At 70.6% G+C, this 22,061-nt stretch carries 12 protein-coding genes and 2 pseudogenes; 10 read left to right on the forward strand and 4 right to left on the reverse strand.

Features of this window, described 5'->3' with window-relative positions; translation table 11 throughout:
• Nucleotides 1–4 precede the first annotated feature (4 nt).
• Together casB and AB852_RS06390 are read right to left on the reverse strand one after the other, a co-directional pair.
• The gene (gene casB / locus AB852_RS06385) at nt 5–604 is read right to left on the reverse strand and encodes a type I-E CRISPR-associated protein Cse2/CasB (RefSeq protein WP_079184326.1); all 600 of its coding nucleotides are present in this window, start codon (nt 602–604) and stop codon (nt 5–7) included.
• Complete coding sequence (locus AB852_RS06390) at nt 597–2,201, reverse strand: type I-E CRISPR-associated protein Cse1/CasA (RefSeq protein ID WP_079184327.1); 1,605 nt, start codon at nt 2,199–2,201, stop codon at nt 597–599. The genes casB and AB852_RS06390 overlap by 8 nt, the downstream gene beginning before the upstream one ends.
• 32 nt (nt 2,202–2,233) lie before the next feature.
• Between AB852_RS06390 and AB852_RS06395 the strand changes: the two genes are divergently transcribed.
• Nucleotides 2,234–5,281 carry a CRISPR-associated helicase/endonuclease Cas3 gene (locus AB852_RS06395; protein WP_079184328.1) on the forward strand — a complete coding sequence of 1,016 codons (3,048 nt, stop codon included), beginning with the start codon at nt 2,234–2,236 and terminating at the stop codon, nt 5,279–5,281.
• A 523-nt stretch (nt 5,282–5,804) separates the two neighbouring features.
• Nucleotides 5,805–5,960, forward strand: a pseudogene (locus tag AB852_RS06405) (DUF255 domain-containing protein); the annotation flags it as partial.
• Between the two features lie 504 nt (nt 5,961–6,464).
• On the opposite strand, the gene AB852_RS06410 reads toward AB852_RS06405, so the two are convergent.
• Complete coding sequence (locus AB852_RS06410; protein ID WP_073784419.1) at nt 6,465–7,850, reverse strand: beta-propeller fold lactonase family protein; 1,386 nt, start codon at nt 7,848–7,850, stop codon at nt 6,465–6,467.
• Nucleotides 7,851–8,492: 642 nt separating this feature from the next.
• On the opposite strand from AB852_RS06410, the gene AB852_RS06415 reads away from it, so the two are divergent.
• Nucleotides 8,493–10,583, forward strand: coding sequence for a SpoIIE family protein phosphatase (locus AB852_RS06415; protein ID WP_073784421.1), 2,091 nt, complete (start codon nt 8,493–8,495; stop codon nt 10,581–10,583).
• A gap of 660 nt (nt 10,584–11,243) precedes the next feature.
• Here AB852_RS06415 and AB852_RS06420 read toward each other — a convergent pair.
• Nucleotides 11,244–11,492, reverse strand: coding sequence for a hypothetical protein (locus AB852_RS06420; protein ID WP_143201184.1), 249 nt, complete (start codon nt 11,490–11,492; stop codon nt 11,244–11,246).
• A 1,223-nt stretch (nt 11,493–12,715) separates the two neighbouring features.
• Here AB852_RS06420 and AB852_RS41295 point away from each other — a divergent pair.
• From AB852_RS41295 to AB852_RS06450, 7 genes and pseudogenes are all read left to right on the forward strand, one after another.
• The gene (locus AB852_RS41295; RefSeq protein ID WP_281257685.1) at nt 12,716–12,847 is read left to right on the forward strand and encodes a hypothetical protein; all 132 of its coding nucleotides are present in this window, start codon (nt 12,716–12,718) and stop codon (nt 12,845–12,847) included.
• Nucleotides 12,848–13,115: 268 nt separating this feature from the next.
• Nucleotides 13,116–14,528 carry a YVTN family beta-propeller repeat protein gene (locus AB852_RS06425; RefSeq protein ID WP_073784425.1) on the forward strand — a complete coding sequence of 471 codons (1,413 nt, stop codon included), beginning with the start codon at nt 13,116–13,118 and terminating at the stop codon, nt 14,526–14,528.
• 201 nt (nt 14,529–14,729) lie between these two features.
• Nucleotides 14,730–15,056 carry a thioredoxin TrxA gene (trxA, locus tag AB852_RS06430; protein WP_073784427.1) on the forward strand — a complete coding sequence of 109 codons (327 nt, stop codon included), beginning with the start codon at nt 14,730–14,732 and terminating at the stop codon, nt 15,054–15,056.
• A 268-nt stretch (nt 15,057–15,324) separates the two neighbouring features.
• Complete coding sequence (locus AB852_RS06435; RefSeq protein WP_245876622.1) at nt 15,325–17,601, forward strand: thioredoxin domain-containing protein; 2,277 nt, start codon at nt 15,325–15,327, stop codon at nt 17,599–17,601.
• A 239-nt stretch (nt 17,602–17,840) separates the two neighbouring features.
• Nucleotides 17,841–19,130, forward strand: a complete 1,290-nt coding sequence (locus AB852_RS06440) for a glycosyltransferase (protein WP_073784429.1) — start codon at nt 17,841–17,843, stop codon at nt 19,128–19,130.
• Nucleotides 19,127–20,764, forward strand: a complete 1,638-nt coding sequence (locus AB852_RS06445; RefSeq protein WP_073784431.1) for an ArnT family glycosyltransferase — start codon at nt 19,127–19,129, stop codon at nt 20,762–20,764. Before AB852_RS06440 ends, AB852_RS06445 begins: the two co-directional genes overlap by 4 nt.
• Nucleotides 20,761–21,963, forward strand: a pseudogene (locus AB852_RS06450) (glycosyltransferase); the annotation flags it as partial. The gene AB852_RS06445 and the pseudogene AB852_RS06450, both read left to right, overlap by 4 nt.
• Between the last annotated feature and the right edge of the window lie 98 nt (nt 21,964–22,061).

A 22,061-nucleotide genomic window follows, 5' to 3' on the forward strand; every position in this document is an offset into this window, starting at 1 on the left:
GTCGTCAGTCGTTCCTCTTCGAAGGGAAAACGGGGGTGTAGAAGTCGCGGGCCCAGTCATAGGCGACCGACCTGCCGGGTGACCGCCACTCCGTGAGGTCGTCCGCCAGCCGCGCCCAGGACGGGGGTGTCACGTCGCAGGCGCGGGCGCGCTCGATCGCGTGCTGCAGGTGCCGCAGGGGGAGCTCGTGCGAGGCCACCAGCCTGTCGAGGAGACGGGTCGCCCCGGAGTCCTTGGGACCCCGGCCGCCCGGACCGCCGATACGGCGGAGCGAGCCGCCCATGGAGCCCGAGCCCGGAAGCGGCCTGCTCCGGCCTGCGTGGAAGCGCGCGAACAGGAACGCCACCTTCTCGTAGACGAGCCGTTGCTCCTCCTCCGCGGCGTAGTTCGCGGCGATCAGCCTCGGCTCGGTCAGGGCTTCCGGCCGTCTCAGATCGGCGAGCGCACCGGTGTCGTGCGTCCACACCAGGCGGCACAGATAGCGGCTGAGCCGCTCGGACGAAGGGCGCTCCACAGGGGGCGGGCCCTCGGACGTCATGGCCGCGCTGTCGGCACCCTCGCCGATGAGGGCCTGCAGCTCCGGGGGTAGCTGGGCATCAGTCATCGGGGTCTCCCCTGAGATGGTCGGGGCACTTCGCAGCCGTCAGCATGGTCTTGAGCTTTGCCTCGGACAGGATCCGTGCCCGCATTCCGCGCTCGCCGGGAGGCAGCGAGGCCAGGCGGGAGCGCAGAGCCTTGCGCGTCGACGCTCTGATCTCCCGTGCGAACGTTTCCAGCGGTCCCGCGTCGGGGCGCCGGCCGGCGTTCACGGAGTCGAGCAGCGCATGGAAGGAGGCGGCGGCTCCGGCCCACATGTCCCGTGCCCCGTTGAACCGGGCGATCTGCGGGGCGCGGTCTTTAGGCTTGGCGCTCGGGTACGCCGCCTCGCGAGCGGTCGCCGCCGCCGCCCACAGCGCCTTCGCCGCGTACTCGCAGATCGCCGATCCTTCGTCGGACGCCCACTTCAGGTCGACCCGCAGGCCCGGTGTGTACGGAAACGCGTCCGACACCCACTTGCTGGCGGCGGACTTCCGGGAGATGAGCCCGACCGCCCAGAGGTTCACCGTCCTGTCGGGCAGGTCGGCGAGGCGGTCGTACAGGTCAGCCCCCTTGGTCCGGTCGGCGGCCGCCGCGTAGAGCGCGTGCGCCTCCTGCCAGATGGCCCGCTCGGCGTTCGGACGCAGAGGCCCCTCGTAATTCGTCGTCCGCGTCAGCGCCGCGTCCTGCAGGTAGGTCGGGGGCAGCGGGGCAAGCAGCTCTCCTGCGGCCAGGAGCACCCGGTCCACCATCACCCGGCCGTCGACGAGGACGGGGCGCAACAGGACTGACCGTCCGAGGAAGGAGTGCAGGTCCGCCCGGCCGTCGGGCAGACGGGGCTCCTTCCCGGAGCGGAAGGTACGCCGGGGCCGCCGCCCGTCCGTCCAGGAGTAGTTGAAGGTAGGCCGCCGGTCCCTGCCGGGAACGAGGTTCAGCCGGAGTGTGTCGCCGAGCGTCTGCCCCGTTGCGATCACGCGGATGCGGCCGCCGAGCCGCGCGACGGCCTGGTAGGTCAACTGCGGTCCCATCCAGCTCGCCTTGGCCATCGCCCGGCCACCGAGGCCGTAGGTGTGCTGGGTGAGCATCGCCCTGAACGCGATGTCCGGCTGCATCGGATCGGGGTCGTGCAGGTGGGACTTGTCGAAGAACTGGTTGTAGTCGCCCGCGCGTTCGATGACGAGCTGCGCGTGCCCCACCCCGTACTTCTCTAGAAATGGGGCAAGTTGTGCGTTCTGACCCAGCGGCCGGTCAGGGTGGAAGAGATCCCAGCGGTCGTCCGGCTCACCGGCCAGCCAGTCTGCCGCCGGTTCCAGTGACTCCCGGTCCTCGACCCAGCGACGCCACTCCCTGGGCGATTCGGGGACGTGCTCCGACGCGTAGAGGATCGCCGTCAGGTACTCGAAGACGGCGACGTTCTCGCCAGGCGTCAAGCCTGCCAGTGCAGGAATCCGGTCCGCGTTGCGAAGGAGCTCCACCAGGCTCATCGCCCGGAACGAGGTCCTGCCAGAGATTTCATCCAGTGTCAGTGCCAGCTGGCAGGCTTGTGTGCGTGGATCCCACCGCCATGCCGGATCAGATGAATTATCTAAACCTCGGTATGTCGTTGTGGGTTGGGCGGAGTGCATGAGTCGGACGCTAGCAGCAGCGGGGTGATCGGATGAGGGATTTTCGAGAAGTCGGTCCCGAGTGGTTACTGATCTGGGGCAAGACGGATCGGCGCGGTGTCAGTGGCCGTCGTGGTGGGGCGAGTTGGAACCCGCTGTTCGCGCACATGCTCGATGTCGGTGCCATCACAGGTGAGCTGTGGGACAACTATCTCGCGCGGCCGGTACGCGACCGGCTGGCCGAGGCCTTGGGGGCCGGGGAGGAGCCGGTGGCCCGGCGGAACGCGATGTTCTACGCCGCCCTGCACGACCTGGGCAAGGCGTCCGCCTGCTTCCTCGTCCGGTTCGGTACGAGCAGGTGGGATCGCGGGCAACTGCGACAGGAGGGAAGGGCCTGGCGTGCGACGGCGCGCCGGGCGGGGCTGCCGCTTCCGCCGGAGTCGGGGATGGCCCCCCGGGCTGGACATCAGCACATCACCGCCCATCATCTGCCGCGTCTGCTCGGCTGCCGGTGCGGGCACTGCGGAGGTGCGGGACGGCCCACGTTTCCCGGGCTCCACACCATGGCGTTGCTGCTGGGCGGCCATCACGGCCATATCCCCCACCTCGACACCGTCCACCGGGCGGCCCGCGCGGCCCGGGCTGACGACTGGGAGCCTTACTACCGGCACATGATCGATACCCTCGCGCGCCTGTTCGGTGTCGATCTGGAGCACTTGCCGCAGCGAACCTGCCTCGAACGTCCGGCGAATCTACCCCTGTTCGCCGGTCTGGTCGTCATGGCCGACTGGATCGCCTCCGACGAGACGCTTTTCCATTACCGGCTTCCCGTCCAGCCCGTCGAGCGGTGGTGGAACGCGTCGCGGAAGGAGGCGGACGCCGCTGTGCGGAAGCTGCGGCTGCACTCCTGGGACCCCGGGCCCGCGCAGTGGGCAGGGCTTTTCCCCGATACCCCTCGACCGCGTCCTTTCCAGGCGACCGCCATGAAGGCCGCGCCCGCCGACGGTCCCGCACTGGTCATCGTGGAAGGCGCCACCGGGTCGGGAAAGACCAGCCTTGCCCTCTGGTACGCCCACCATCTCGCCCGCGTCAACGGCTATCACGGGTTGTACGTCGCGATGCCCACCCGCTCAGCGACCGATCAGGCCGCTGCCGAGTACGTCTCCTTTCTCACCCACGCCTTCGGAACTCCTACGGACGCCAACCTGGCGATCGTCCACGGCACGGCGGAAGCGTCCTCGGCCGTTCACCAATTGCTCGATGCCGGAGAAGGGAGGCGCGGGGGCGGACACGAACACGTGGCCGACACACTGCCGTTCATCGAAGACACCCTGTCCTGCGCGCAGGATTCGGAGACGTGCGGACGGCCGGTCCTCGACCCGTGGTACCTCCGCAGATGCCGCGGCTTGCTCTCCCCGTTCGGCATCGGGACCGTGGACCAGATCACCTTGGCCGCCCAGGCGTCGGAGCATTGGTTCCTGCGGCTCTTCGGCCTGGCCAACAAGACGGTGATCATCGACGAGGCCCACGCGTACGAACTGTTCCAGGAGCGGCTGCTGGAGGCGGCGATCTCCTGGCTCGCCGACGCCGGAGCCTCGGTGGTGGTGCTCTCCGCCACGCTGCCCACCGTCACCCGGCAGGCTCTTGTCGACGCTTGGTGCCGCGGCCACCGCACCCAGCCACGTGCACTCCGGACAAACGGGCCCGTCACCCTGGTCGACGAGGACGGGCGGGTCACCTGCGTGCGACCGGACGAGGAGCCCGCAGCGCACCACACTTGTGTGGAACTCGCCCCCGACCCAGGCCCAGCCGAACTTGCCGACCTCATTCTCCGCGAGGCCGCAGGCGGAGGGATCATCACGGTGATCCGCAACCGGGTCGACTCCGCCCACGACCTCTGGACCGAGGCTCTCGCGCTGGCCGGGAAGCACGGCTGGCGGCGCGAGGAGATCGTTCTCCTGCACGGGCAGATGCTGCCCCGTATCCGCCTCGTCCGGGAGGTATCGCTGCGGGAAACGCTGGGGCCGGGCAAGGACCGCAGCGAGCGCAACCCCGCCCGACCAAAGCGCCTTCTCGTCATCGCCACTCAGTTGCTGGAACAGTCCCTGGACCTGGACTTCGACCGCCTCTACACCGACCTGGCCCCGGTCGATCTGCTCATCCAGCGCCGAGGGCGTCTTCACCGTCACGCACCCAACCAGGAAGGTCGCCCGGCCTCAATGCGCGATGCGCGGATGACCGTCCTCCATCTGCCCGGCCCGGACGGTCTCCCCCTTGTGCGGGTCCCCGTCGATGGCGCCCTGGGCACCCCGGCGGCTCCGGGCAACAAGGACGCCCACGTGTATGCGCCCTACGCGCTGGCGATGTCCTGGTACCTCCTCCACGGCCTCGTCACCGCCCCGTCGTCATGCCCACTCCACGCGGACGAACCGAACCCGGAACGGAGGCACGGAACCGCCTGCTTCGACGCCATGCGTGATGGTGCCTCTCTGATCGAGCGTGCTTACAACCCGGCGCCCTTTCCGGTGACGCCCATCGGCTCCTTGCTCCGCGCGACCCACGAGCGGTGGACGGACGATCTCGGCGATCAGGACAACACCGCCTACGTCCGCGCCCTGCACCCCTACGGCCTCGACGGAGAGCCGACCGGTGTCGAGGCCCTCAAGAGCGGCGAAGCACACGGCCGGGGCAGCGACGGCACCCGAGAACTGGCGGCGCGGTCGCGCATGGGGGAACCCACCACGAGCGTGATCGTCCTCTTTCGCCGCTATGCCGACGACGGGAGCCCGTCCCACAGCTATGACATCGATGGCAACATCCCCGCCGACCTCGATGACCACAGCGCGCAAGGCGATCAGGAAAGCATCGAGGCTCACAGGGCCCAGCAGCGCAACCTGCTTCTCAATACTTTCGGCCTTCCGGCCAGTTGGTTCAGACAAATCCCGCCGGTCTCCGAATGGCCCCCGTTCTCCGAGGGCCGGGCACTGCGGAACAGGCATGTGATCGTCTTCGATGACGGGGGTAGATGCGTCGGCGGGCCGAAACAGGGGCCCATCGCCTACAACTCCGCGCGAGGCCTGCACGTTGTTCGCAAGACCTGAGCGGTACGCTGCCCTTCCCTGCTCCCTCCCACCGCAGGGATGGGCTGGACATACCGAGATTTCCGGCTCCCTTCTCCCCGTGTCAGCGGGGCCCTTGGTGCGACCGAAGTAGGGTACGGCCACGCGGATCACCTCCCATGCCTGACCGGGTTCCAGCTGTTTCCACTGAGGAGGGCGGAGTCGTTGAAGACGCGCCTCACGGAATGGCCAGGCCCGAGCGTCCTCTCGGTACCTCTTCGTCGGGCGGCCGTGGACGAGCAATAGGCGGTGGAGGGCTCTATCCATGACGCCGTCGACACCGCGTCTCCCAAGCCGATCCTGAAGAAGATCGGCTCCGCGTCGATCGTGGGCGATCTCTCGGGCTTGCTGATGCTGTGGCGGGCCAGCGTCCACCGCTGCCGGGTCGGCTCGTGGCGGCCGAACTCCCACACTTCGGGCAGACGGGCGGCGGACGCCGACTCCGGGGGCGGTAGCCGCCCGCCACGTGATGGCTCACAAGTGCAATTAGGCCAAGCGAGGCCGTATGAACCGGTTGGCTGGTGTGACCTCGCCTTATCTGCTTCAGCACGCAGAAAATCCGGTCGCCTGGTGGCCTTGGTTGCCCGACGCCTTCGAGGAGGCGCGGCGGCGGCGCAATGTGCTTGTGCTGCTCAGCGTCGGCTACTCCGCGTGCCACTGGTGACAATGCATGTCACTAATGCACAAGTCCGCGGACATCTCGAATTTTGGTCCCGTGCCTCGTGAGTGCGAGAGGGGCCCCGGCTGGGCTGCGAACGGCCACCGTCCGCAGCCCGACGCGGGAATCTGGTCAGGCGTAGGCGGCGATCCAGCCGATCGTCTCCTCGGAGTGTGTGCCGTCGGAGGTGACCTTGCCGACGGGGGCACGCCCTCTTCGACGCGAGAGCCGGCTCGCCGCGCGGCATCCCGGCCCCGGTCGTCTGCGGCTTCGGCTCACGGCCGCGCATCCAGGTTGTTCGCGGCCTCGACGCCGCCGCCCGTGAGAGGCGCACCTGGTGATGGCCGGAGACCCCCGAGCCCGGTGCCGACGGAGTGTCGCGGGTTCTGCCGCTGTCGGCTGTGCTGAACGGGGTTTTCCGAGGGGTGGCTTGTCGTGCGTCACCCCGTGGACGCCCGGTGGCCCGTACGCGCCGTCGGGGCCGTACGGGCCCGGCTGGGCGGGTGGCTAGTTGCAGGTGATGTTGAGGCTGGTGGTGGCGGTGCAGGTGCGGGTGGCGGTGTCGTTGGCGGGGTTGGGGTCGGTGGGTGCGGAGGCGGTGCGGGTGGCGGTGACGGTGTAGGGGCGGCCGAGGCTGAGGGCGGCGACGCGGATGGTGAAGGCACGGGTGGCGCTGGCGCCGGGGGCGAGGCCGGTGAGGGTGCAGGTGACCTTGCCCGCGGTGGGGGTGCAGTCCGGGCTGGTTGCCGTCACGGAGCCGGGCAGGGTGGCGGTGACCGTGGCTTCGTCCAGCGGATCGGGTCCGTTGTTCGTGAGGTTGAGGGTGTAGTCGATGCGGCCGTTGAGGAGGCCGGGGACCGGGGTCGCGGTGAGTGCGACGGCCAGGTCCGCGACCGGGGGCGGCAGAGCGCCGACCGCGATCGACGAGGGTGAGCGTCCGACGGCAACGGTGTCCGTGACGGCGTCGGTCGCGGTGTCGATCACGGAGACCGTGTTGGGGAAGGAACTGGCGACGTAGGCGCGGGCGCCGTCCGGGGACAGGGCCACGCCCCGAGGGCCATCACCTACGGTGACTGTGCCGGTGGCCGTGTTGGCGGCGGTGTCGATCACCGACACCGTCTTGCCGAGGGTGTTGCCGGCGTAGGCGTGGGTCCCGTCGGGGGAAACGGCCACGGCCCGGGGCCCCTCCCCGACGGCGACCGTGCCGGTGACGGTGTTGGACGCGGTGTCGACTACGGAGACCGAATTGGAGAAGGAGTTGGCGGTGTAGACGCGGGCCCCGTCCCGGGACACCGCCACCGACGCCGGACCGTTTCCGACCCTGACGGTGTCCGTGAGCGTGTTGGTCGCGGTGTCGATCACGGAGACCGAGTTCGCGCCGAAGTTGGCGGTGTAGGCGCGGGCCCCGTCCGGGGACAGCGCCACCGACTGCGGACTCCTCGCGACCCGGACCGTCGCGGTCACCGTATTCGTCGCCGTGTCGATCACCGACACCGTATTTGCCTGGAAGTCGGCGGTGTAGGCGCGGTCACCGTCGGGGGACACCGCCACCGAGAACGGCCCGTCCCCGACCGGAACTGTGGCGGTGACCGTGTTCGAGGCCGTGTCGATCACGGAGACCGAGTCGGAGTAGTCGTTGGCGGCGTAGACCCGTGTCCCGTCCGGGGACAGCGCGACCGACCGGGGCGCGTCCCCGACCGGAACCGTGTCGGTGACGGTGTGGGTGGCGGTGTCGATCACGGAGACCGAATCGCCGGCGGTGTTGGCGACGTAGGCGTGGACCGGCCCCGCGGCCGCCCGCCCCGGAGCGGAAGCCGGTGCTGGAGCGGCGGACGCCGACAGGGGAATCAGGCATCCCGCGGCCACCGTCAGCGCGACGGCGAACCGGGACATTTCGCGGACAGGGAAAGTGGAACGTAACAGCAAGGATCTCTCCTCGATCGTGCGCCCCCGCGTCCGTCTCCCGAGGACCGGACTCCCCGGTGCGGCAGGTGCGGGCCGGCTGGTGACAGCCCGGTCCGGCACAGGGACAGACGGCCGGAGCCGGCACAGAGCTGTCCCTCGCCCCCGGGGACCGGGAGACCGGCAAGGAGCGCGGCCTCCTCCGAGGCTCCCCCGACACACCAGCCTCCACAAGGGCGCTGATCTGCCCCCACGCGCCCCTGGCGTGCACCCGCGCGCACAGCAGGGCTGCCCGCCCCCCCAGCGTGCCGGTCCGGAGTGGGCGGCTCCGGGACCGGCCCCACGCCGACGACCTCGCCCACGAGCGCGGGACCGACGCCCCGGCCCCGGCCAGGAGAGCCGGATGGCCACGCACAGTGACGCCGGGTACGGAGGGGGCCTGGCTGGGCAGGGGGCGCTTCGGCGGCGCTGCCGGGCAGCCGCAGCGAAGACGGCCGGACGGGGCGGCCACCGCAGCCGCGACTCTCCGGCCGGTAGCCGCGGGGCGCGGATCAGCTGATCCGCACATGCCCGGGGCGCGGTGCCGGGGGATCATCGTTGTGGGGCGGTCAGCGGGTCGGGAAGGGCGAGCCGATGTTCGAGTTCGAGAGCTTCGAGGAGGCTGACGTCGCCGCCGCGCTCCTGACCGGCCCCCGGTACCGGCTGGTGCAGCGCAACCGGGCCTTTCGGGAACTGTTCGGTCTCTGGCGTAACGGTCAGGAGGCCGGTGTCGCCCTGGCCGGCGCCGGGCTGCGCCCCGTGCTGCGGGCACTGCACCGGGCCGGGACCGACCGCTCCCCGGCGCTGCTCGACGCGGCCGGGGTCACGGCCCACGGGCCTCCAGGGCATCGTTTCTGGGCGGTGAGCTGCCTGCCGGTGACCTCCCGGCACGGGGCATCCGTGCTGCTGCTCGCGCTCAAGGTGCCGCAAGAGCCGGGCAGCACCGCCGTGGTCGCGGCGGCCTCGGCGGATCACGACGCGGACCTGGCCCGGTACGAGGCCCTGCACTCCGCCGTGCCGCAGGTGGTCTGGCGGATGACCCCGCAGGGCGAGGTCTCGGCCCTGGTGGGAAGCCTCGGGGACACCGGGGGCGGCCTGTGGCACCCCCGCCGGCCCGGTCCCGCCTGGATGGACGCCGTCCACCCCAAGGACCGCGACTGGTTCGCCGGGCAGTGGGCCGCCACGGCCCGGGGCGACGCACTCCTCGACGCCGTGGCGCGGATCCGCCAAGCCGGGGACCCCGTCCGCTACCGGCACATCAGGATCATCGCCGTGCCCGTCCTGCGCCACGGCGAGCTCCGCGAGTGGATCGGCACCGTGGCGGACGCCGAGGACCAGTGGCGCCAGCAGACCCGGGACCGTCTCCTCAAGCGCGCGTCGGCGGCCGCCTCCGCCCATGACCTGCGCGAAGCGTTCGCCACCACCGCCCATGCCGTGGTCCCCGATCTCGTCGACGCCTTCGTCGTCTTCCAACTGAGGTACCCCGAACACGCCCGGCCCGGAACCGAAGCCCTCCACGCCACCAGGGCGCGCAGGGCGCTCGCCCCCGGCGTACCGCCCCTCCCGCCGCTCGCCGACGACTTCACGCTCGGCCCGCTGGCAAAGACCGTGGTCGACAGCCGGCAGACGAAGCTGGTGACCTTCCCACCCGGCGAACCGCCCAGAGCCCTGGTGTCAGGCCCGTCCGCCGACTGGATGGCCCAGGCTCGCGCCACCAGCCTGGCCATCGTGCCCGTCGTCCTCGACGAACAGACCGTGGCGCTGGCCGCGGCCGCCACCTGCCTCGGCAACCCGCCGCCCGACGAAGCCGAACTCGGCCTGCTCGAAGAAGTCCTCCACAGCGTCCGCGACCCGTTGCGCCGCACCCTGGAACTCCAGAGCGTCCGCCACACCGCCCTGGTCCTCCAGCGGTCCTTCCTCACCACCCCGCCCCCCGTCGACGGCGCGGAACTGGCCGCCGTCTACCAGCCCGCCAGCACGACGGCGGAGATCGGCGGCGACTGGTACGACGCGATCGTCCTCCCGGACGGCGCCATCGCCCTCTCCATCGGCGACGTCGCCGGACACGACCTCGACGCGGCGACCCAGATGACCAAGGCCAGCAGCATGCTCAGAGCACTGGCCTACGCAGACGGCCCGGCCGGCCCCGCACACACACTCAGCCGCCTCGACCACGTACTGCAAGGCGTCAGCACCGCCCCCCTCATCACCGCCCTGCACCTCGTGCTCCGCCCCACCGCGAACCACGCCTGGAGCGTCACCCTGTCCAACGCGGGACACCCCCCACCACTCCTGATCCCGGCCCACGGCCCGCCGAACTACCTGCACGGCTCGCCCGCACCGGATCCGCCCCTGTGCGTCGCACCGGACGTGAAGCGCCGGCACTCGACCCACGAACTCACCGACGGCGACACCCTGCTGCTCTACACCGACGGACTGGTCGAAGTGGCAGGCGCCGACATCTCCGACGGCCTGCGGCACCTCGCCGACCAGGCCACCCTCGCTTGCGACCCCGACCTACCCCTCACCGAACTCGTCAACACGCTGCTCCCCCCGCCCCACGACCGAGCCGACGACATCGCCGTCCTCGCGTTCCGCGCCGACAGCCGATCCCCACCACCGCAGGACCGGAACCCCACGAAGAGCCCACCCCACGCTGAAAGCGGCGCCGGACCGGCACGGTAGCGGTCAGCGGGTCCCGTCCCGGTCGGTGCGGGGCATCTGACGCGGTGCACCGGGTGCGACAGCGGGGTCACGGCGTCGCTGTGGTTCGGCGGCGAGGCCGGTCAGGGCGTTGTGGATGCCAGCGACGTTCCTGCGGTGGCACACCGTCGGCAGGGCCTTCGCCCAAGGGTGGGAGTTCCGCTTGGGGTCGCGGACCAGGGCGTGGGCGCCCTCGTGGAGGGGCCTGGACGGTGAGGGAGCGCGGGCGTGCGGTTGGTTGGCGACCGTCCAGGGTGTCCCCTGGGACCGGAGGACGCCGGTCCCAGGGGAAGGCTGCGGGGGCCGTGCGGGCCCTCGAAGGGCGAGTGCGGCACGGGCGCCGGCGCCTGTCGTATCCACCCGGCGACGTCGGCGGCGCAGCGGCACCCCGGGCCTGCCGAACTCCGCACGACACCGACGACCACTCAGCCCGGTGTCGCGCGGCCCCGGGATCGGTGCCCTCGCGTGAAGAGGGCCGGAAACTCCAGGAGAGTTTCCGGCCCTTGGGGAGCCCCTATGGCTATGTCGATCCCGCCCAGAACACAGGTGCCGCGAGATGGATAGGCGACCTGGGTGATCACCCTTCAATGCGGCCACTGCTCGAAGGGAACTGTCCGGAATGCAATTATTTGGACCGTCCTCCTAGTTGAGCACCAAGATGTTGGTGCCGATCGGGAGGGCGTTCGCATGGTCGACGCGAATCTTGATTCGGACGCCACCGTCGAACGGGGTCACCTGCTCCACGATGAAGCCCCCCGAGGCGCCCGTGTGCGGCTTCCCCGCCGCGACTTCGAATGCCGATACGAAAACACGTGACGTGGCCCGAATCTGGTCACTGCTGTAACTCAGGAAGGTCGTTCCCCGGGCGCTCGGCCAGTCGAGCTTCTGCACACTGTGAAGGCCAGGCAGGACCGGAGGGGGACTTGTACTCATCGCTGCTCCTTATCCAGGACCGTGAAACGGCCTTTATTTCTCTGACCACCGGAACGTCCCCCCCCCCCGAGTCCGCCACGTGCTCACGGGGAGCACATCTGACCCAAAGGCACATCTCCTGTCTCTCCACGCAGTCTTGATCGGGGTCACCTCGATGTGCATAAGCGGTGGATGCGTTCCCGTAACGGAACACAGAAACCCCGATAGAACATTAATTCGCCTTCATTCGACTCCCGGAGGCATTCGATTTCCGGAGGTGCCGCCTTGCCCATACGTCTCCGCTGTCCCAGGGAGCCCCGAGTTGGTTCCCGTGGTGTCCGCTGTGGGGGCGGGACCGTGCTGTCGGCCCCTCGGTGGTTTCTGTGCGGGCTGACCGTTCGTGCGCTGAAGTCCGGGTTCTTGCGGAGGATGCGACGGCGTCCGCTCTCCCGTGGTGGGGAGAGCGGATGCCAGGGACGTGCGGGTGGGGCAGACGTTGGTGATCAGGCCGGTGAGCACGGTGCAGTTGGCGACGCCGCTGTCGTCGGCGGGGTCGGGGCCGGCGGGGCTGCTACTGGTGCGGACGGCGCCGGCGGGCAGGGAGCCGAGGGGGATCAGGTTGAGCTGCGCCGACGGCTCGGTCTCCCGTAGGCCCGACCCCCGGTCCGCTCCGGGGAGTCATCAACTCGTGTGCTCATCCGGCAGAGCGTTTGCATCGCTGGAGCGGTGGACGGGCCTGTGTTCGCACTGCCGTTCTGGGGGCACTCCTGGCCATGGCCTGCGGGTGAGCCGTGGGACGCGATGGCCGGATAAGGTCGCGATCTCGCGGAGCGGGACACTGCTCCGGGTCGGGTGACAGGGGACGTGGCCTGTGCGTCCGTACCCATGCTTCTCCCGTGTCCCACCGGCCTCATACAGGGGATCTCATCCGGCCGCGAGCGGCCCCTGCGGGCTCTGTGGCAAGAGGGCGTTCCGCGCCTTCTCCTCCTGGCCTCTTCCGCCCTCTGTTCCTGCCAGGGGCGCGGCTAGGTTGTTCCGGTGTCCCGGAAGGGGCGCCTCCGGGGCAGACGAGAGGAGCACGGCATGGGCGCGTTTGTGCGCGAGCTGAGCGGAACCGCTCTCCCGGGTTCGAGGATGTCGAGCAGTGCTTCCTGTCCCGCGCGAACGAGTTCCGGGCCTGCAAGGCCGACCTCGATGTGACCATGACCAGCACCGCCGTTGCCTTCGGCGACGCCGGCGGTCCGGGGTACGGCGACGCGCTGCGGACCATGGATCAGCCGGAATTCCGCACCCTGCCGGCGCCGGTGCCCTGGGCGCGGAACAGACCCCGGTGACCTCGGCCGTGCGCAGGCGTCTGGTGCGTCAGGGGGGCGTGCGGGATTGGCGTGAGCGCCCTTGCAGGGACGGGGACGTCGCAGAAGTCTCGACGGGATTCTGTGCACGGTGCCGTGCGGGCTGCCGGTCCCCAGATGACGACGCGTACCCGCCCAGCCGTATGTCCGGGCTCGGACGGGGCCCCGTTGCCGTCCGGCCGACCATCCGCGTCGCCACCGCCCAGGCCCCGGGGCGGTGGGGCCGTCCGTATCAACGAGGAGTTCCCTGTTGCCTGCCACTCCCGTCTCAGCCCCTGCCGTCCGGAAGCTGTCCCGTCTCGCCGTCGTACTGACGGTCGCCGCAGGCTGTCTTGCCCCCCTGACAGCGTCCGCCGCGTCGGCCCCGGTGCGGGCCGCCGCACCGCCGGTGTACGCCTATACGGCCAATATCAACGCTGGTTCGGTGTCGGTGATCGATACGGCCACGAACGCGGTCACCGCCACCGTCCCGGTCGGGAACGCACCCCAGTCGGTCACCCTGTCCCCGGACGGGACCCGTGTCTACACCGCCAACTACCTGGACGACACGGTGTCGGTGATCGACACCGCCACGAACACCGTCACCGACACGGTCTCCGTCGGCAGGAGCCCGGCATCGGTGAAGGTCTCGCCGGACAACTCCCGCCTGTACGCCGTCAACTACATCGGTGATTCGGTGTCGGTGATCGACACCGCGACGAACACGGTCACCGCCACCGTCCCGGTCGGGAACGCACCCCAGTCGGTCGCGGTGTCCCCGGACGGGAGCCGTGCCTACACCGCCGACTCCGACGCCAACCAGGTGTCGGTGATCGACACCGCCACGAACACCGTCACCGGCACGGTCGCCGTCGGCAGGAGCCCGGCATCGGTGGTGGTGTCCCCGGACAGCTCCACCGTGTACGCCGCCAACTCCTACGGCGACTCGCTGTCGGTGATCGACACGGCGACCCATACCGTCACCGGCACGATCCCGACCGGGAATCTGCCCCGCTCGGTGACCTTGTCCCGGGACGGGGCCCGCGCCTACACCGCCAACCTCGTCGACGACACGGTGTCGGTGATCGACACCGGCACCCGGACCATCACCGCCACCGTCCCTGTCGGGAACGGATCCCAGTCAGTGGCCCTGTCCCCGGACGACTCCCGCGCCTACACCGCCAACGCATACGCCGGCACGGTCTCGGTGATCGACACCGGTACGAACACCGTCACCGCAACCGTCACCGTCGGCCAGGGCCCTGTGGCGATCGCCGTCGGCGCACTCCCGGCCCCCGACGCCGACCTCGCCGTCGCCCTGGCCGCGACCCCGGTCCCCGGCCTCCTCAACGGACGCGTGAACTACACCCTCACGCTCACCAACGACGGGCCCGCCACTCTTACCTCGGCGACGGTCACCGCCACCCTGCCCGGCTCCTTGACCGCGACCAGCCCGGACTGCACCCCCACCGCGGGCAAGGTCACCTGCACCCTCACCAACCTGCCCGCCGGTGACAGCGTCACCCGCCACTTCACCCTCCCCGTCGCCCTCCTCACCCTCGGCCGCCCCTACACCGTCACGGCCACCCGCACCGCCTCCGCACCCACCGACCCCAACCCCGCCAACGACACCGCCACCCGCACCTGCACCGCCACCACCTCCCTCATCATCAACTGCACCTGACCACCCCAACACCACGTGCCACCCCCGCGCCCATCGCGATGAATCCAGGTGCGGAACGGCCGAGGGGCCGGGCAGAGCACCACGGCACCGCCCGGCCCCTCGGTGAACGATTCCCGACTACGGAACCGCCCCGCGCAGTGCGCGGGCCGCGCCCCCGGAGGGGCGGGTACTCCAGGAAACGAAACGACGAGGTGAGGTCTGATGAGCGGTACCGTCACCGAACTGACCGACCATTCCTTCGAGGAGCGCGTGCTGCGGGCCGAAGGGCCCGTGCTGGTCGAGTTCTGGGCCGAGTGGTGCGGGCCGTGCAAGATACTGGCGCCCATCCTCGACGAGATCGCCGCCGAGTACGCCGGGAGGCTCACCGTCGCCAAGCTGAACATCGACCAGAATCCGGCCACCGCACCTCAGTACGACGTGAGGGCCATCCCGGCCCTTCTCGTCTTCAAGAACGGCATCGTGACCGCGACCAAGGCCGGCGCCATGTCGAAGTCCCAGCTCACAGAGTTCATCGACGCGAACCTCTGACAGCAGCACAGGGAAGAAGTGCCGGCGGCGATGATCCGCAGGCGCCGTCACGTCGGGGAGCCTTCGAGTCGATCGACCACTACCGGACCGGGAGTCCCGGCGGCCCGCCCACACCCCGCGCCCCTCTGCGGGCTCGAAGGCATGTACGGCGGACCCTGACGACCGATCCGTTCGTTCTCGGCCAGTCGCCTTCCCACAGCGAACCGACCCGGCGACCCTGGCCACGCAAAGCTCGGCCGGAGGGTCCGGATCATGCGACGATGCCGGTATGAACCGACTGGCCGACGAGCAGTCGCCCTACCTGCTCCAGCACGTCTCCAATCCGGTGGACTGGTGGCCCTGGACGACGGAGGCTTTCGAGGAAGCCCGGCGGCGCGATGTACCCGTACTGCTGTCGGTCGGCTACTCCGCGTGCCACTGGTGCCACGTGATGGCGCACGAGTCGTTCGAGGACGAGGCCACCGCCGCGCTGCTCAACGAGCACTTCGTGAGTGTGAAGGTGGACCGGGAGGAGCGCCCGGACGTCGATGCCGTCTATATGGAGGCGGTGCAGGCCGCGACCGGGCAGGGCGGCTGGCCGATGACCGTGTTCCTGACGCCGGACGCGGAGCCGTTCTACTTCGGTACGTACTTCCCGCCCGAGCCCCGGCACGGCATGCCGTCGTTCCGGCAGGTGCTCGACGGGGTGCGCCAGGCGTGGGAGGGCAGGCGCGGTGAGGTCGCCGAGGTCGCCGCGAAGATCGCCCGGGACCTCGGGGAACGCGAGATCGGGCTCGGCGACGGGGAGCGGCCCGGGGAGCAGGAGCAGGCGCAGGCCCTGCTGGGGCTGACCCGGGAGTACGACGAGCGGTACGGCGGATTCGGGGGCGCCCCGAAGTTCCCGCCGTCCATGGTGCTGGAGTTCCTGCTGCGCCATCACGCCCGCACCGGCGCGGAGGGCGCGCTCCAGATGGCGCTCGACACCGCCGAGCGGATGGCGCGCGGCGGGATCTACGACCAGCTCGGCGGCGGTTTCGCCCGCTACTCCGTGGACCGCGAGTGGGTCGTGCCCCACTTCGAGAAGATGCTGTACGACAACGCCCTGCTGTGCCGTGTGTACGCCCATCTGTGGCGGTCCACCGGCTCGGAGTCGGCCCGGCGGGTCGCCCTGGAGACCGCCGACTTCATGGTCCGCGAACTGGGCACCGAACACGGCGCGTTCGCCTCCGCGCTCGACGCGGACAGCGAGGACGCCGAGGGCCGGCACGTCGAGGGCGCCTACTACGTATGGACCCCCGCCGGACTCCGCGAGGTGCTCGGGGAGCAGGACGCCGAGCTCGCCGCCACGTACTACGGCGTCACCGAGGAGGGCACCTTCGAGGAAGGCGCGTCCGTCCTGCAACTGCCCGTCACCGAGACGGTGGTCGACGCCGAGCGCGTCGCCTCCGTACGGGAGCGGCTGCTCGACGCCCGCTCGCGGCGCCCCGCCCCCGCCCGTGACGACAAGGTGGTCGCCGCCTGGAACGGGCTCGCCATCGCCGCGCTCGCGGAGACCGGCGCCTACTTCGACCGCCCCGACCTGGTGGAGGCCGCGGTCCGCGCGGCCGATGTCCTCGTACGGCTGCACATGGACGACGCGGCGCGGCTGCTGCGCACCTCCAAGGACGGCCGGCCCGGTTCCAACGCGGGTGTCCTGGAGGACTACGCCGATGTCGCCGAAGGGTTCCTCACGCTGGCGTCGGTGACCGGCGAAGGTGTGTGGCTGGAATTCGCGGGCTTCCTGCTGGACCATGTGCTCGCCCGGTTCACGGGGGAGGGCGGCGCGCTGTACGACACCGCGTCGGACGCCGAGCAGCTGATCCGGCGCCCCCAGGACCCCACCGACAACGCCACGCCCTCGGGCTGGACCGCGGCGGCCGGTGCCCTGCTGTCGTACGCGGCGCAGACCGGCTCCGAACCGCACCGCACCGCCGCCGAACGGGCCCTCGGGGTCGTCAAGGCGCTCGGTCCGAAGGTGCCCCGGTTCGTCGGCTGGGGCCTCGCCGTCGCGGAAGCCGCGCTCGACGGGCCGCGCGAGGTGGCCGTGGTCGGCGCGGAGGGTGATCCGCTGCGGGAGCTGCTGCACCGTACGGCGCTGCTCGGTACCGCACCCGGCGCCGTCGTCGCGGTCGGCGAGCCCGTACCGTCCGCGACCGAGCCCACGCCGCCCACATCCGATCCCGCAACCACGTCCGGGCCCGAGTCCGCGACCGAGCCCGCACCGCCCGCAACCGAGCCCGAGCCCCCGGCCACGTCCGAGCCCGGACCCGCACCCGAGTCCGCCCCCACACCCAGCGGGACCGCTCAAGGTGTCGCCGAAGGCCCGAAACCCCCTTCCCGTAAGCGTGTTGATGTGCGCGAGGTCGAACTCCCGCTGCTCGCCGATCGGGTGCTGGTGCGGGGGCGTGCGGCGGCGTACGTCTGCCGGGACTTCACCTGTGACGCGCCCACCACCGATCCCACCCTTCTCGCGGACGCGCTCGGGGTACGTGTAGACGTCAACGACGGTGATATTCGGTCAACTTGAGCAGTCCCCCCTCGTTCCGCCCCCGCCTCGGCGAGGGCGGTGCTGAGCGCACGTCCTCCTTGTCGCGACCGGAATCCCTCCCTCCTGTGCCCGAAACATCGGAGGACGGAACCAGGCCATCGGATTCAGGCCATTTCTCGGCCGTGCACCCCATCGTCATATAACCCTCTTACTCTCTCCACATCGGTTGGGGGGTACGACGACGTGTCGTACGACCGAGGGGGATCTGGGGGGATCTGTTGCTCACGTCCGTGTTCATCGCCGCCGTTTCGCTGGCGCTGTTCTGGATGGCGGCGTTCACGCTCTGGTGGCAGATGCACGCGTGGCGCACCCCGGAGACGCTCGCCGCCACCAGCTTCGGCAGGCCCGAGGGCGAGGCCGGGCTGTCGTTCTCGCTGCTGCTGCCGGCCCGCCACGAACAGGCGGTGCTCGACCACACCATCCAGCGGCTGCTGGAGTCCGGGCACACCGACTTCGAGATCATCGTCATCGTCGGCCACGACGACCCGGACACCACCGAGGTCGCCCGCCGCGCCGAGGAACGCGACCCGCGGGTCCGGGTCGTCGTCGACACCCACGAGGCCAAGAACAAGCCCAAGGCGCTGAACACCGCGCTGCCGACGTGCCGGGGTGACATCGTCGGGGTCTTCGACGCCGAGGACCAGGTCCACCCCGAACTGCTCACCCATGTCGACCACGCGTTCCGCGCGACCGGCGCGGACGTCGTGCAGGGCGGTGTGCAGCTCATCAACTTCCATTCGAGCTGGTACAGCCTGCGCAACTGCCTGGAGTACTTCTTCTGGTTCCGCTCCCGGCTGCATCTGCACGCCCAGAAGGGGTTCATCCCGCTCGGCGGGAACACCGTCTTCGTCCGCACCACCGTGCTGCGCGAAGCGGGCGGCTGGGACCCCGAATGCCTCGCCGAGGACTGCGACCTCGGGGTACGGCTCTCCAGCGTCGGCAAGAAGGTCGTCGTCGCGTACGACTCCGACATGGTCACCCGTGAGGAGACCCCCGGCACCCTGATGTCGCTGCTGAAGCAGCGCACCCGCTGGAACCAGGGATTCCTCCAGGTCTACCGGAAGAAGGACTGGAAGCAGCTCCCCACCGCCGGTCAGCGCATGCTCGCCCGCTACACCCTGATGACGCCGTTCCTCCAGGCGTTCTCCGGGGTCGTCATCCCCGTGAACGCGGCCGTCGCGATCTTCCTCGACGTGCCCGTCGGGATCGCGTTCCTCACCTTCCTGCCCGCCGTGACCGCCCTGGTCACCTTTGTCTTCGAGGTCGTCGGACTCCACGACTTCGGCAAGCAGTACGGGCTGCGGGTCCGCGTCACGCACTACATCAAGCTCATCGTCGGCGGACCGTTCTACCAGGTCCTCCTCGCGGGCGCCGCGATCCGCGCGGTCTGGCGCGAGCAGCGCGGCCGTCACGACTGGGAGCTGACCAGCCATGTCGGCGCCCATCTCGCGACCGGCCCGGCCACCGACCCCCGCCACGCCGATCCCCGAGAGGACGCCCACGCGTGACCTCCACCCTCACCGCGGTGGACACTGCCCCTGTCCCCGCGCGACGCCTGCGCGCGCCCCGGCGCCCCGTCATGACCCACCGGCCCGTCGTCCGGTTCCGGAGTTCACGCACCGACCTCGCCGTGTGCGCGGCGCTGCTGGCGCTGATCGTCCTGGTCCAGGGCTGGAACATCGCCCAGTACCCGTCGTTCAGCGACGACGAGGGCACCTATCTCGCGCAGGCGTGGGCCGTCCAGCAGGGCGAGGGCCTCGCCCACTACACCTACTGGTACGACCATCCGCCCGTCGGCTGGCTCCAGATAGCCGCGCTGACCTGGCTGCCCGCGCAGATCGCCCCCGAGTCGATGACCGTCGGCGTGATGCGGCTCGCGATGCTCCTGATCAGCGCCGCCAGCTCCGTCCTGCTGTACGTCCTCGCCCGCCGACTGTGGCTGCCGCGCTGGTCCGCCGCGCTCGCGATGGCGCTGTTCGGGCTCTCCCCGCTGTCCGTGATCCTCCAGCGGCAGATGTACCTCGACAACATCGCCGTCCTGTGGATACTCCTCGCGTTCTGTCTCGCCGCGTCCCCCAGCCGCCATCTGTGGCACCACTTCGCCGCCGGGATCGCCGCCGCGATCGGCGTGCTCAGCAAGGAGACGATGCTCCTGCTGCTGCCCGCGCTGATGTTCACCATGTGGCGCTACAGCCACCGCGACACCCGTAAGTTCGCCTTCACCGGCGCCATCACCGCGTGCGCCCTGATCGGCCTGTCGTACCCGCTGTTCGCCCTGCTGAAGGGCGAGTTGCTGCCCGGTCCGGGCCATGTCTCCCTCTGGGACGGCATCACCTACCAGATGAGCCGCCCCGGCTCCGGCTTCATCCTCGACGAGGGCTCCGGCTCGCACGGCGTCCTGCGGTCCTGGCTCTACTACGACCGCGTCCTGCCGGTCGGCGGACTCGCGGGCGCGCTGCTGCTGCTCGTCACCTACCCCTGGTCGGTCACCGCCCGGGCCCTCGCCGGACCCGCCGCGTCCGTCGCGATCCTCGCCCTGGTCGCCATGCGGCCCTCCGGCTACCTCCCCGCCATGTACGTCGTCCAGGCCCTGCCGTTCCTGGCCCTGGTGCTCGCCGGGGGCGCGGCGAGCGTCGCCCACGCGCTGCTGCGCACCTGGCGCCGCCCCGGCGAGAAGCAGGGCGTACGGGGACTGCGGCTCACCACCGCCGCCGTGCTCACCGCGTCCGCCGTCGCGTTCGTCCTCCCGCGCTGGTACGAGGGCAACCGGATCGCCCTCACCACCGACGCCAACGCCCCCTACCGGCAGGCCGCGCACTGGATGGCGAACGAGGTCCCCGACCCCGCCCGCACCCGCGTCCTCGTGGACGACGCGCTGTGGCTGGATCTTGTGCACGCCGGATACCAACCGGGCCTGGGAGCCGTCTGGTTCTACAAAGCGGATCTCGACCCGGCCGTGACGAAGACGATGCCGCGCGGCTGGCGGGACCTCGACTACGTCGTGTCGTCCCCGACGGTACGGCGGGACGCCGTGAACCTGCCCAACGTGAAAGCGGCGCTGGAGCACTCCGCACTCGTCAAGGTCTTCGGCGCGGGCGAGGACCGTGTCGAGATCCGGAAGATCGCGGGAGGCACACGATGAACGGCCACGAGGGCACGGTCCCGGGCGACCTGGACGCCCGGCTGGAGGACGACCCCGGGCCCGAACCAGGTGCCGTGACCATCGTCGTCCCCACCTTCAACGAGTCCGCGAACATCCGTGAACTGCTGCGCCGCGTCACCGACTCGGTACCGGCCGCGCTGCCCTGCGAGGTCGTCTTCGTCGACGACTCCACCGACGACACCCCCGAGGTGATCACCGAGGCGGCGCAGGACTGTCCGTTCCCCGTCACGCTCATCCACCGGGAGCGGCCCACCGGCGGCCTCGGCGGCGCGGTCGTCGAGGGCATCAGGGCCGCCACCTCGCCCTGGGTCGTCGTCATGGACGGCGACCTCCAGCATCCGCCCGCCCTCGTCCCCGAACTCGTCGCCGCCGGGGAACGCTCCCGCGCCACCCTCGTCGTCGCCAGCCGCTACATCGAGGGCGGCAGCCGCGCGGGACTCGCGGGCGGCTACCGGATCGCCGTGTCCCGGCTGTCGACCTGGCTCACCAAGGGCCTCTTCCCGCGCGGACTGCGCGGTATCAGCGACCCGATGAGCGGCTTCTTCGCGATCCGCCGCACCGCGGTCACCGCCGACGCGCTCCAGCCCCTCGGCTACAAGATCCTGCTGGAGCTCGCGGTCCGCCTCCGCCCGCCGGGGGTCACCGAGGTGCCCTTCGAGTTCCAGGACCGCTACGCGGGCGAGTCCAAGTCGACGGCCAGGGAGGGACTGCGCTTCCTGCGCCATCTCCTCGCCCTGCGGACCTCCTCGCGGCTCGCCCGGATGATCGTCTTCGGGCTGATCGGACTGACCGGGTTCCTGCCCAATCTGCTCGCCCTGCACGGCCTCACCACCGCCGGGATGCACTACCTGCCCGCCGAGATCGTCGCCAACCAGGCCGGGGTGGCCTGGAACTTCCTCCTCATCGAGCTGCTGCTGTTCCACGACCGCCGCGGTCACCGCCACTGGGCCGACCGCACGGCCCGCTTCGCGCTGATAGCCAACGCCGACCTCGTGCTCCGTATCCCGCTGATCGCGCTGCTCGTCGGCCAGTGGCACATGGCGGTGCTGCCCGCCACCGCACTGGCCCTGGTCACCACGTTCGTGCTGCGCTTCGCCGGTACGGAGGCCCTGATCTACCTGCCCGCCCGCGACCGCACGGGACGCGCCGGGCGTACGGGAAGCGGTCGTACGGGACGCGGCGGTCGTACGGGAGGCGCTGGTCGTACGGGACGCACGGGCCCCACGGGACACGACAGCCGCGACGGCCACGCCACCACCACCGGCACCGGAGGCAC

The organism is Streptomyces uncialis (assembly GCF_001905345.1).
GTDB classification, from domain to species: Bacteria; Actinomycetota; Actinomycetes; order Streptomycetales; family Streptomycetaceae; genus Streptomyces; species Streptomyces uncialis.